Below are 13,018 nucleotides of genomic sequence, written 5' to 3'. Positions count from 1 at the left end.
CAATTTGCCCTATAAAAAAGGTGGCTCGTACGTATTAAAATAATGATAAAATACTATCTTTGACTAGAACCCAACAACTATGAAATCATTCAAATACTTTCTTTGTTGCCTATTCCTGTTGCCTTTCTGCAGCAATGCCCAATATACCGAAATGATTAACACCAACCGTCCGGGAGTCTCTCAAGGAGCCTTTTCGGTAGGAACTAACGTGTTACAATTTGAGTCAGGGTTTAGTTACGGAAACGAAAAACACGAACTGTTAGGGACAGACTACACAACTTTTGGATGGGATTATTCGGCGCGTTATGGCGTTTGGCGAGAAGAACTGGAGGTAAGTATTATTGGAGAATACCGCAATAATAGTGGCGAAATTACCCGAGGTACTTTAGTCACAGACGATAAATTTTCTAATTTTAGAAGCAATACCATAGGTGCGAAATATTTAATTTACGATCCATATCGAAAAATGGAACTGGAAGGTCCAAATTTATACAGCTGGAAAGCCAATAATCGCTTTCAATGGAGAGATTTAATCCCAGCTGTTTCACTGTATGCCGGAGCTAATTTCGATTTTGCCGATAACCGTTTTACACCAAATGTAGAAGCAGAAATTAGTCCTAAAGTAGTTCTCTCTACACAAAATAATTGGATAGGTGGCTTTGTGTTTGTAACTAATATTATTGCAGACCGTATTGGTACAGATTTTCCAACGTATGGATATATTCTCACCTTAACGCACGCTACCAATAGCTATTTCTCAATTTTTATTGAGAACCAGGGGTTTAAAAGCGATTTTTACGCAGATCAGATATTTCGTGGTGGTGCAGCGGTACTTATTTCGCCTAATTTACATATAGACCTCTCTGGCGCACTCAATTTTAAAGATACGCCTTCTTTCTGGGAAAGCAGAGTTGGAGTTGCCTATCGATTTGATATGCATAACAAAGACGAATTTATTGAAGAAAAAGGAAAAGCCGGTCGTGATAAAAAAAGAGCCGATAAAGGAGAGAAAAAAGCCAAGAAAAAGAAGAATAAAAGAAAAGATGGCTTTGAAGATGATGGCGACGACGGTGGTGACGATGGCAGACTTAACTAGTAGCAGAATCTAATGATTGAAATTACCCAAGTAAGCAACCCCACTCAACTAAAACAGTTTGTAACGTTTCCATTTTCGTTATACAAAAACTGCGAGTATTGGGTTCCCCCTCTTATTAAAGACGAACTAGAAACGCTGGATCGCGATAAAAACCCTGTGTTCTCAAATGCCGAAGCTGAATATTATCTCGCTTACCAAAATGGAAAAGTTGCTGGCCGTATAGCTGTTATCATAAACCATCTTGAAATAAACGAACTAGGAAAAAAGAAGGTTCGTTTTGGATGGTTTGATGTGGTGGACGATATTGAAGTGACCAAAGCATTACTTGAAAAGGTGTACGAAAAAGGGAAAGAGCACAACTTAGAATATGCCGAAGGTCCCGTAGGTTTCAGTAATATGGAAAAAGCAGGTATTTTAATTGAAGGGTATGATGAAATGAACACCATGATCACCTGGTATCATTACCCGTACTACAAAGAACACTTCAAGCAATTAGGTTTTGAAACGCAAGCCACTTGGGTTGAGTATAAATTAAGTATCCCGCCCTCCATTAAAGAAAAAGTAGCTAAGTTTTCTAGGATTATTAGAGAGCGTTACGGCTTATCTGTAATTCGGTTTAAGAATAAAAAAGAGATTTTGCCGTATGTAGATGAAATGTTTGGACTACTAAATAAAACCTATAATACATTACAAACGTTTGTCCCTATTCAACAATACCAGATAGATTATTACAAGGAAAAATACTTCAGTTTTATACATCCAGATTATATTACATGTATCAAAGATGAAGCTGGAAAGCTCATAGCATTTAGTATTGTGATGCCTTCGTTTACCAAAGCCTTAAAAAAAGCAAATGGGAGTCTTTTTCCATTTGGCTGGTATCATTTATGGCAAGCACAACGAAAAAATGATCGTGCCGCATTCTACTTAATAGGTATTGATCCTGAATACCAGGGAAAAGGTGTTACTGCCATTGTTTTTGAAGAAATGCAACACCTCTTTAACAGCAAAGGAATAGATAAGGTGGAAACCAATCCAGAACTGGAAGAGAATACTGCTGTACAGCTTCTTTGGAAAGATTATGAACCTAGAATGCACAAGCGACGCAGTACCTTTAGAAAAACACTTTAAATGGTTTTTAGGGCATACCCTTGTATGTAGCACAATAATTTTGGCTGAAATACAGTTCTAATAGCACTAATCCTAAACCAAAACTATATGAAAATTATTGCAAAATCGCTTGTAGCTTTATTTGTGATAGCATCTCTAGCGTTCACTACATTTCCAAAAAAAACAGAAAAAATTGTCACGGTAGTCGTTGACGTTTCGCACGGTGGAGAAGACACCGGAACGTCCGAAGGTACATTGATAGAAAAAGAAATTGTTCAACAAATTGCGAATAAAATGGCACTGCTAAGCAAAGATGCCAATGTACAATTACATTTCACCAGAACAGACGATTCTTTTATCTCTTTACAGGATCGCGTGCAATTTATAAACAACTTAAAACCAGATGTGGTGCTTTCGCTTCATATAAATGATAGCGATAATACCGAAATTTCTGGTATGGAGGTATTCTTTTCAGACCAAGGCAAACAATCTGTTTTATCTAAGAAATTGGCAAATAGTGTAATGAACACTATGAAAGCTGAAGGGATTTTTGAAACTTCAAAGGTTAAAAGCGCTAATTTCTATGTACTGAAAAATAGTGAGGCTCCGGCAGTAGCTGTTGAACTTGGCTTTTTATCAAATCCAAAAGACAGAAGTATTTTGCAAAATGATTTCAAACAAAACGAAATCGCAAAGGTGTTGCTAGTTGCTATTAGTAATCAATAAAAATATTTTTCATAAAAAGAAAGCCTGCTAGTTTTAGCAGGCTTTCTTTTATATATGTCATTCGTAACTCGTCGTTCTTAAATCGTACTTCAAAAACTATTCTCCCATTGCTTGGGCTACAGAAGCGGATAATCTTTTATAAGTTCCATTTTCAAGCCTTTCTCTAATCGCATCGAAAGCTTCTAAAGTTTCTTCAATATCTTGAAGGGTGTGTGTTGCTGTTGGAATCATTCGTAGTAATATAAGTCCTTTTGGAATTACCGGGTATACTACAATACTACAAAATACACCGTGATTTTCACGAAGATCTTTTACCAAAGCCATTGCTTCTGGGATACTTCCTTTAAGATATACTGGAGTCACACAACTTTGTGTGGTTCCAATATCGAACCCACGTTTTTTCAATCCGCCTTGCAAGGCGTTTACATTCTCCCACAGTTTTTCTTTTAACTCGGGCATGGTACGTAACATATCCAAACGCTTTAAAGCGCCTTCTACCAATTGCATTTGTAATGACTTAGCGAACATTTGAGAACGCAAGTTATATTTAAGGTAATTCATAATTTCCTCATCACCTGCTATAAAAGCTCCTGTACTTGCCATAGATTTTGCAAAGGTTGCAAAATATACATCAATATCATCTTGAACACCCTGCTCCTCACCTGCTCCAGCACCTGTCTTACCAAGTGTTCCAAAACCGTGGGCATCATCTACAAATAAACGAAAGTTAAATTTTTTCTTAAGCGCTACAATTTCTTTCAATCTACCTTGCTCACCGCGCATTCCAAAAACACCTTCAGAAATCAAAAGAATTCCTCCGCCTGTTTTTTCGGCCATTTTGGTTGCACGTCTTAAGTTCTTTTCGATACTTTCCATATCGTTGTGCTTGTAGGTAAAGCGTTGCCCTAAATGTAGGCGCACTCCGTCAATTATACACGCGTGTGCATCTACATCATATACAATCACATCATCTTTTGAGACTAAGGCATCTATGGTAGAAACCATTCCCTGGTACCCAAAATTTAGTAAATAAGACGCTTCTTTATTTACAAAAGCAGCCAATTCGTCTTGAAGTTGCTCGTGTAAATCGGTATGACCGCTCATCATTCGAGCGCCCATTGGATAGGCAGAACCGTATTTAGCGCCAGCCTCAGCGTCTGCTTTACGAACTTCGGGGTGGTTGGCAAGTCCTAAATAGTCATTGACACTCCAGGTGATTACTTCTTTGCCGTTAAACTTCATTCTGTTGCTAATGGGCCCTTCTAATTTTGGGAATACAAAATATCCCTCTGCTTGCTCTGCCCACTTGCCTAACGGCCCTTTGTCCTTATAAATTTTATCGAATAAATCTCTCATCAATACGCTTTAGTTTCAATACGAAGTGCAAAAATAGGTATTTTATTCATGATGGCAATGTATTTTGCGATTTCAGAATTAATGTTCCTCTGTAAAAAGAAGAATGAAAATTTATAGTATTATTTTTAGCTCCAGCAAATGAGAACCGCATTGGTTTACCCCAACCCTAAGCAGAGGCTAATACACAAAAAAACCCGAAGCAAGTTGCTTCGGGTTTCTATATATTGCCGTGGTATTTTATTTTATATACTGAATGCTTTCTGTCACTTCAGTTTCAGCCTCTGTAAAGCCTTGCTGTTCCATCCATTCGTCACTATAAATTTTACTCATATAACGTGACCCGTGATCTGGTAAAATTACCACCACCACACTATCTTTATCAAAAACACCTTCTTCATCCAATTGTTTTAATCCTTGAATGGCTGCGCCACTAGTATATCCTGCAAAGATACCTTCGGTTTTCGCGAGTTCTCTTGCGGTATGTGCACTGTCTTCATCGGTTACTTTAATGAAAGCATCTATACTATCAAAATCGGTTGCTGTTGGTATCAAGTTTTTACCTAATCCTTCAATACGGTATGGATAAATTTCATTTGTATCAAACTCACGTGTTTGGTGGTATTTCTGAAGTACAGATCCATATGCATCTATACCAATCACCTTTACCTCTGGGTTTTGTTCTTTCAAGAAACGTGCTGTTCCTGAAATTGTTCCTCCAGTCCCACTACACGCTACTAGATGGGTAATTTGACCCCCAGTTTGATTCCAGATTTCTGGTCCTGTAGATTCGTAATGTGCTTCAATATTCAAGGTATTGAAATACTGATTGATATACACCGAGTCGGCAATTTCAGAATGCAAGCGTTTGGCAACTTCGTAATAAGATCTTGGATCGTCTGCCGCTACGTTGGCCGGACAAACGTGTACCGTGGCTCCCATAGTACGAAGCATATCGATTTTATCTTTGGAAGATTTTGAACTCACTGCCAAAATACATTGGTAGCCTTTCAAAACACTTACCATAGCGATACTGAATCCTGTGTTCCCACTAGTTGTTTCAATAATTGTGTCGCCTGGTTTTAGAATGCCTTGCTTTTCAGCTTTTTCAATAATATGAAGTGCTATACGGTCTTTAGCCGAATGTCCAGGGTTAAATCCTTCTACTTTAGCGTAGAAATTCCCTTTCATTTGCGAGGTAATGCGATTGAGTTGTATTAATGGCGTATTGCCAATTAGTTCCAACACATTCGAGTAAGCCTTAATTTCTTTCATATAGAGGAGTTAGGTTCACTTAAAAGAGTGCACTGCACTTTTTAAAACTCGGTGACAAAGATAGTGAAATATTTGAATTACTTCGCTTTACCCTCTAAGTCAAGAATAAAGGCATAATCCCTTGCTACTTCTTTTAAAGCTTCAAAACGTCCAGAGGCGCCCCCGTGTCCTGCTTCCATGTTGGTATGGAACAATAATAGGTGGTCTCCTTTTTTAAGATCGCGCATTCTGGCAACCCATTTTGCGGGTTCAAAATACTGTACTTGAGAGTCGTGTAACCCTGTTGTTACGAGCATATTTGGGTAGTCTAACGCTTTTACATTATCGTATGGAGAATAGGATTTCATATAATCGTAATATTCTTTCTCATTTGGATTTCCCCACTCGTCATATTCTCCCGTAGTAAGCGGGATGCTATCGTCTAACATTGTGGTCACCACATCTACAAAAGGTACAGATGCTACTACCCCATTGTATAATTCTGGCGCCATATTTACCACGGCTCCCATTAAAAGACCGCCAGCAGAACCACCTGATGCATATAAATGTTCTGAAGATGTATAGCCTTCAGCAATTAGAAATTTAGAAACATCTATAAAATCGGTAAACGTATTCTTTTTGGTCAATAATTTTCCGGTTTCATACCATTGTCTTCCTAAATATTGTCCTCCTCGTACGTGTGCGATAGCGTAAATAAAACCTCTATCCAACAAACTCAACCGTACGGAAGAGAAATAAGGGTCGATAGTAGCACCATAACTTCCGTAACCATATTGTAGTAACGGATTAGAACCGTCCATTTTTGTTCCTTTTTTATAAATCATACTCACCGGAATTTTCGTTCCGTCAGCCGCTGTAGCCCAAACTCGTTTTTCTTCGTAGTTGGCAGAGTCAAAATTTCCTCCCAATACTTCGGTTTGTTTCATGACTGTCTTTTCATGGGTCTCCATATTAAAATCTATGATAGATGCTGGGGTTCCCAAAGAATTATAGGCATAACGTAAAATTGTAGTGTCAAATTCGATATTCTGTGTCGGTGATGCCGTATATGTTTCACTCGTAAACGGAAGGTAATACTCCTGGTTACCGTCCCAGCGCTTGACATGAATTTTATTTAATCCATTATCACGCTCGCTTACTACTAGGTAGTCTTTAAAGATATCGATGTCCTCCAGAAATACGTCTTTTCTATGGGGAATAACCTCCGTCCAATTTTCCAGTTTGGTTTTGGTTTCAGGGGTCTTCATTAATTTGAAGTTGGTCGCATTATCCAAATTGGTTACGACATAAAAATCATCACCATAATGAGAAATACTATACTCCAAACCACGTATTCTTGGTTGAAATACTTTAAAATCACCTTCGGGTTTATTCGCATTTAAAATCTGAAATTCAGATGTTAACGTACTGTAGCTTCCAATAACCAACCATTCTTCAGATTTTGTTTTGTAGACATAAGTTCCGAAAGTTTCGTCCTCTTCTGTAAAAATAAGTTTGTCTTTAGACGTATCTGTTCCTTTTATGTGGCGGAATATCTGGTTGGAACGCAATGTTTGCTCATCCTTTTTAGTGTAGAACAACGTCTTACTATCGTTTGCCCACGTAGAGCCTCCTGTTGTTAGTGGGATTGTTTCTGGAACAATCTCTCCAGTAACTAAGTTTTTAATGTGAATGGTATATTTACGACGGCTCACGGTATCTATTCCAAATGCAGCCCATTTGTTATCTGGACTCACGTTAATTCCGTTTAAAGCGTAGTACGAATGCCCATCGGCCATTTCATTTACATTAAACATAATTTCTTCCTGGGCATCCAAACTTCCTTTTTTACGGGAGTGAATAGGATAATCCTTCCCCGTTTCATAACGCGTAATATAATAATAGCCATTGTAAAAATAAGGTACCGAGGCGTCATCTTCTTTAATACGGCTCTTCATTTCTTCAAATAAATCCTTTTGAAAATCGTTGGTATGTGCTGTTAGCTTATCGTAATAATCGTTTTCACGCTCCAGATAATCAATCACTTCTGGATTTTCTTTATCATTAAGCCAATAGTATTCATCCTGTCGTACATCGCCATGCATCTCTAGGTTTTTAGCAATTTTCTCGGCCTTAGGAGGGGTTATGTCCATTTCTTTTTTAGATTCAGAAGTTTTAGTATCGTTACAAGCAACGGCAAAAATAAGGCAAGCTGCGGAAAAGATGGTGAGATTTTTCATAATGTTAAGGTTGATTAATTGTAGTTGCAAAGTACTAAATTTGCACCATTAATTAAACTAAAAAATATGTTTGGAGATTTAATGGGAATGATGGGTAAATTAAAAGAGACCCAGGCCAAAGTAGAGGCTACAAAAAAAAGATTAGATACTGTTTTAATAGATGAGCAAAGCAGTGACGGATTGCTGAAAGTAACCCTTACCGCCAACCGAAATATTAAAACAATTGAAGTTGATGATAGTTTATTAGCAGATAAGGAGCAGCTGGAAGACTATTTAATTCTTACACTTAACAAAGCAATTAAAAATGCAACGAGTATTAACGAGGCCGAATTGGCTGCGGTTGCTAAAGAAGGCATGCCTAACATCCCTGGGATGGAAGGCCTCCTTGGAAAATAAAAAGGATTCTTTCTGAGTAATATTTCTATAATTTCTTTTCTTCAAATGGCTTTTTTTTGCGATATTTAGGTCATTAACAGATAAATAATTAATAAAACACCTAATAGTATGTTCGAATTAAAGAAAAAAAACGATCAATATCATTTTGTATTAAAAGCTGGAAACAGTCAAGTTATCCTTTCAAGTGAAATGTATAACTCCAAAGCTGCGGCTAAAAATGGCATTGCATCTGTACAAAAAAACTGTGGGGATGATAAGTCTTACGAAAAGAAAACTGCCAAAAACGGAAAGTTTCATTTCAACGTAAAAGCTACCAATGGTCAAATAATTGGAAGTAGCCAAATGTACGCAGGAGAATCTGGAATGAACAACGGTATTGAGTCTGTAAAGAAAAATGCTCCTGGAGCTGAAATTAAAGAAGTAGAATAGTAATTCGATACAATTTTATTGCGTTACTAAATTATAAAGCACTTCCATAACGGAGTGCTTTTTTTATGCGTACTCTTTAAGGATTGAAAGAAAGGCATCGTGCATAGCATCGGAGTAATCCAAATGCGTTACAACACGCAACTTGCCGTGTCCCATATTGCTAATACGTATTCCTTTACTTTCTAATTCTTTCATGAATTTTTCTTCTGAATACCCTTCAGCAAGATAAAAGATAACAATATTGGTTTCGGTAGGTTCTACTTTTGAAACATATACTGTATGAGACAGTACATTTGCAATACCCAATGCTTTTTTATGATCTTCGGCAAGACGGTCTACATTGTTATCTAAGGCATACAAACCTGCCGCAGCCATAAAACCTACTTGTCGCATTCCACCCCCTAGAATTTTACGTACACGTATGGCATTTTTCATTATCTCCTTCTTTCCTGCCAATACAGTTCCTAAAGGCGTCCCCAAGCCTTTACTGAAACACAATGAAATAGTATCAAACATTTTTCCGTAGCGTTTTGGATCTTCTCCTGTAGCTACTAGCGCATTCATCAATCTAGCACCATCCAAATGAAGCCCAAGGCTATGTTCGTCACAAACTGCTTTTATTTTTTCGATTTCAGCAAAATCGTAACACGCACCACCACCTTTGTTGGTTGTATTTTCTAAACAAACTAAAGACGTTAACGGACTGTGATAAAAGTCTGGCGGATTAATATTCTCCAAAACTTGTTGTGCCGTTATCATGCCTCTATCACCATCTACCAACTTACACGAAACCCCACTGTTAAATGAAACACCACCGCCTTCATAATTAAATACATGAGCCCATTTATCGCATATTAATTGCTCTCCTGGCTGCGTATGTAATTTAATCGCGGCTTGATTGGCCATACTTCCGGTAGGAAAAAACAAGGCTTCATCCATCCCAAAGAAATCTGCTACGCGTCTTTCCAACTCATTTACCGTTGGATCTTCTTTGTATACATCGTCCCCGGTTTGAGCGTTCATAATAGCCTGTAACATTCCTTCCGTAGGTTTGGTTACGGTATCGCTTCGTAAATCTATTGTCATGCCAATTGTATTCTGTATGTGATTAAGATGTGTTTACATACGCATGTATGCTGCGCTTGCTTCTAGTTCGGCAATTGCATTGTCCATCATGGTTTCTAAGGCTGTAACTGCAAGCTCTTTATTATAGTCGAAATTTATATTTTTTTCGCGGGCTTCGTTAGTAAGATCGAAAGGTTTAAATTCCTGCATGCCTTCTGTCGCTTCTTCTACAAATTTATATTTTCTATGACAGTCCTTAATTTCAGTCCTTAAAATGGGGCCGCCTTCACGGTTGGCAATTTCATACGGCTTCACCTTATTTTGCTGAAGTGCTTCCACATGATCCGTATAATACTCAAACAATTCATTAGTAGATAGTGCTACTGAAGCGAACATGCCGCAATTATCAATTTTCTTAATCATGGTTTCTTCCTCTTCCATCCAAACAACGTAGCCAGCTGCATACGTGCCTTGCGAAAAACAACGAGAACCATCCGGCATTACAAACATTTGAGTTTCACCATTGCAGTAGCGCATTGTGGTAAAATATTTGTCAATGTTTCGGTTTTCAAGACTAGAGGTAAAATCTGCTACTTGCGCTTCTACCGAAGCCATATCTTTTTGCGCCACCATAGTGAAGCAAAACAGCAATACAAAAAGTGAGGTGAACGTTTTCATTTTTTTGAGATTTTAGTAGCATAAATGTACAATAAAAAACACGTGATTATTAAATTATAAATTGAAATTATAAACCACCAAATTCTCGTTTATAATTCTCGGAAAAAGAAGAAAGATAAAAGATCGCTTCGCTGAAAGATGAAAGAAAAAAGTCAAAAAATAACTAATTAATTTAATGTATCCACCAAACACTCAAAGCTCCCAATAGGGCTTCCGTCTGGAATTTTTGGTGTTGAAAACTGTTTAAAGTTTTCTGGCTTTTCATAAAATTGTTTAATATCCCGAAGCAATTGTTTTTCAAAAGCAGTATCCGATTTTAAGCTTAAAGCAATAGCGTCAATGGCATTGTTCGCAAAAGCTTTTGTTTGCGGGATGCTTTCCGAATGCAACACCAGATCCATCAAACGTTGTAAATACACAAATTGAATTGTCTGCTGCACCTCTTTTTTGTACGCATCTTTTTCTGCTGAAGAAAACACCACAGCGATAGTTTCCTGCAATACATCATCAAGTCCTAACCCTTTTGAGTCTAGCGCTTTTTGTTGTACCAAGCGGTTGGCTCTATCTGGATTTAACAATAATTCCAACGTCATATCGCTTGCTGTTGCGGCGGCTCCTAAAGCATCAAACGCCACACCGTTATTACTTTTAAAGCTCTCCCGATTTCTACCATAGCCATACGCGCGTGGTGGAAATAACTTCAACTTGTCTTCTGGAATAGCTAAATTATCTGCTTTTAATGTCTCTAACACTGCTTCCAATGCTTTTTCCTGTTCTTTCTTAGAAAGAGTTTGCTGAATTAATTGCCCATCGCCCTTTACCGCGTAGTTATAATCCATTCCACCAATCAATTTTACAGCAGCTTCGGTTTGAAAACGGTGGTAGAAATACAACGGTACAAACACATCTTCTAACACTGAATAAGGTTCGCCGTTTTTAATATTATCTTCAGAAAAATTAGCAATCGCCTGTTTCCGAAGTTTCAGCATTGCTTCCAATTCTTCCGAAGCATCTTTTCCGTTATCCCACAAATGTGCTTTGCCGTGCGCGCCGCCTTGTGCTCTTGCATCGCTATCGGTTATGTATCGCAGTCCGTTTTTTTGTGCTTTTGCTAAAATTTCATTCAAATAAGAGCTTTCCGAAGTGCTTTTTGGCGGATTACTATAACTATACGCCACAGTCACTTTATCCCAGTCGCCTATGCCAGTAGCATACGCATTGCTAAAATCTACTTCTTTTCCTTTGAGTGTTAAAGTAGGATGCGGATAATCCATCACGCTCGCTCTATTGTTGGTACTGGCGGCAAAATTGTGCGCAAAACCTAAGGTATGCCCTACTTCGTGCGCGCTTAGTTGTCTAATTCTGGCGAGTGCCATTTCCAACATAGGTTGGTAAGTATCGTCCCTTTCAGCAAATGGTTTGTTCATCAACGCCTGCGCAATCATAAAATCCTGACGAATACGCAAACTTCCCAAACTTACATGCCCTTTAATAATTTCACCAGTTCGGGGGTCTATCACACTTCCTCCGTAACTCCAGCCGCGGGTACTGCGATGCACCCATTGTATCACATTATAACGCACATCCATAGGATCTGCATCTCCAGGAAGTAGTTGTACTTGAAATGCATTGGTATAGCCAATAGCCTCATAGGCCTGATTCCACCAACGCGCGCCTTCCAACAAAGCAGAACGCACTGGCTCTGGTGTTCCGGGGTCTAAATAATAAATGATAGGTTCTTTGGCTTCACTTTTTTCGGCCAACGGATTTTTCTTCTCCAGTCTATGACGCGTGATAAAACGCTTGGTTAAAGGCTCCCAAATGGGCGTGCTATAATCCTGATACGAAATAGAAAACGAACCACTTCGTGGGTCAAATTCTCTTGGTGTATAGCCGCTATCTGGCAACTCCACAAAACTATGGTGTTGTATTACCGAAACAGCATTCGCATCTGGCGCTACACTTCTAATGTTGCCACCCGTTGGTTCCCCTACAAAAGTTAGCAAGGCTTCAAACTCTGTATTTTTTGGAAAAGATTTGGTGCGTTCCATCCAGATGGAGTTTCGGGTTTTGTCTAGTTTGTAGGCACCTTCTTTACCATCTTTTAATCGCTTGGCAACTCCGTTTGCATCTTCTAGCAGAAAAGGCGTGAGATTTATGACAAATTTTTCATTTAGGGTGTCTTTTATTTCGAAACCGAATAAAACTGAAGTCGCAAATGCTTCAGCAATCGATTTCTTTTCTAAGGCATTATCGGTGTTGGCGCGATACTTCAAATTAGGTTGAAATAGCAATAGTTTATTACCGCTCTGCACAAACTTCACCACAGCTTGATCGCCCAATTGCCCACGATCCAAACCTATATCATTGCTTCCTAAACCTGTGCGCAGCGAATGTACGTAGAGGAATTCTTCTTCTAATTTATCCTTTGGAACTTCCAGATAAACTTCGCCATCTTTTTCAGAATACTGAAAACTGAAGTAGCCATCAAACCGTTGGAGATTTTTCTTTTTGTCTAAAAACTGAGCGTTGCAGAGGATACTTCCGCAGAGGAATGTTAAGAGGATTATATTTTTCATAAGTTGAAATTTGGAAGTAAGGCTGAATGTTACATAGGTACAAGTTATAAATATATAAAATCTAGTTTGCACCGCGCTCTGTTGCGCTTTTT

Annotated in this window: 11 protein-coding genes; 5 read left to right on the top strand and 6 right to left on the bottom strand. The window is 38.4% G+C overall.

The genetic code is table 11. The annotated features are described in order from the left end of the window. Positions 1 to 79: 79 nt before the first annotated feature. From ACQ2HF_RS10120 to ACQ2HF_RS10110, 3 genes are all read left to right on the top strand, one after another. Positions 80 to 1,096: a transporter gene (locus tag ACQ2HF_RS10120; RefSeq protein WP_432410307.1), complete on the top strand. Its 1,017-nt coding sequence runs from the start codon at positions 80 to 82 to the stop codon at positions 1,094 to 1,096. A 12-nt stretch (positions 1,097 to 1,108) separates the two neighbouring features. After that, a complete protein-coding gene (locus ACQ2HF_RS10115) occupies positions 1,109 to 2,227 on the top strand; it encodes a GNAT family N-acetyltransferase (RefSeq protein WP_432410306.1) in 1,119 nt (372 codons plus the stop codon). 87 nt (positions 2,228 to 2,314) lie between these two features. After that, entirely contained in the window at positions 2,315 to 2,932 is a 618-nt protein-coding gene (locus tag ACQ2HF_RS10110; protein ID WP_432410305.1) for an N-acetylmuramoyl-L-alanine amidase family protein, read from the top strand. A gap of 96 nt (positions 2,933 to 3,028) precedes the next feature. On the opposite strand, the gene ACQ2HF_RS10105 is transcribed toward ACQ2HF_RS10110, so the two are convergent. The 3 genes from ACQ2HF_RS10105 to ACQ2HF_RS10095 form a co-directional block, all read right to left on the bottom strand. After that, a complete protein-coding gene (locus tag ACQ2HF_RS10105) occupies positions 3,029 to 4,288 on the bottom strand; it encodes an aminotransferase class I/II-fold pyridoxal phosphate-dependent enzyme (protein WP_432410304.1) in 1,260 nt (419 codons plus the stop codon). Positions 4,289 to 4,525: 237 nt separating this feature from the next. Beyond that, positions 4,526 to 5,560: a PLP-dependent cysteine synthase family protein gene (locus ACQ2HF_RS10100; protein WP_432410303.1), complete on the bottom strand. Its 1,035-nt coding sequence runs from the start codon at positions 5,558 to 5,560 to the stop codon at positions 4,526 to 4,528. A gap of 77 nt (positions 5,561 to 5,637) precedes the next feature. Next, the gene (locus ACQ2HF_RS10095; protein WP_432410302.1) at positions 5,638 to 7,779 is read right to left on the bottom strand and encodes a S9 family peptidase; all 2,142 of its coding nucleotides are present in this window, start codon (positions 7,777 to 7,779) and stop codon (positions 5,638 to 5,640) included. Between the two features lie 66 nt (positions 7,780 to 7,845). On the opposite strand from ACQ2HF_RS10095, the gene ACQ2HF_RS10090 reads away from it, so the two are divergent. After that, a complete protein-coding gene (locus ACQ2HF_RS10090) occupies positions 7,846 to 8,175 on the top strand; it encodes a YbaB/EbfC family nucleoid-associated protein (protein ID WP_432410301.1) in 330 nt (109 codons plus the stop codon). A gap of 108 nt (positions 8,176 to 8,283) precedes the next feature. Further along, positions 8,284 to 8,604 (top strand): YegP family protein, encoded by a 321-nt coding sequence (locus tag ACQ2HF_RS10085; RefSeq protein WP_432410300.1) that lies wholly within the window; start codon positions 8,284 to 8,286, stop codon positions 8,602 to 8,604. A 63-nt stretch (positions 8,605 to 8,667) separates the two neighbouring features. Here ACQ2HF_RS10085 and ACQ2HF_RS10080 read toward each other — a convergent pair whose 3' ends face one another. The 3 genes from ACQ2HF_RS10080 to ACQ2HF_RS10070 all read right to left on the bottom strand — a co-directional run bounded on the left by ACQ2HF_RS10080 (position 8,668) and on the right by ACQ2HF_RS10070 (position 12,926). After that, the gene (locus ACQ2HF_RS10080) at positions 8,668 to 9,690 is read right to left on the bottom strand and encodes a threonine aldolase family protein (protein ID WP_432410299.1); all 1,023 of its coding nucleotides are present in this window, start codon (positions 9,688 to 9,690) and stop codon (positions 8,668 to 8,670) included. 33 nt (positions 9,691 to 9,723) lie between these two features. Beyond that, on the bottom strand, positions 9,724 to 10,347 hold the full coding sequence (locus ACQ2HF_RS10075) for a hypothetical protein (protein ID WP_432410298.1): 624 nt from the start codon (positions 10,345 to 10,347) through the stop codon (positions 9,724 to 9,726). A 167-nt stretch (positions 10,348 to 10,514) separates the two neighbouring features. Beyond that, the gene (locus ACQ2HF_RS10070; protein ID WP_432410297.1) at positions 10,515 to 12,926 is read right to left on the bottom strand and encodes a zinc-dependent metalloprotease; all 2,412 of its coding nucleotides are present in this window, start codon (positions 12,924 to 12,926) and stop codon (positions 10,515 to 10,517) included. Positions 12,927 to 13,018: the final 92 nt, after the last annotated feature.

The organism is Rasiella sp. SM2506 (assembly GCF_050859505.1).
In the GTDB taxonomy this organism is placed as follows: Bacteria; Bacteroidota; Bacteroidia; order Flavobacteriales; family Flavobacteriaceae; genus Marinirhabdus.
The sequence above is the reverse complement of the archived record's forward strand: the minus strand, read 5'-3'. Positions and strand labels throughout refer to the sequence as shown.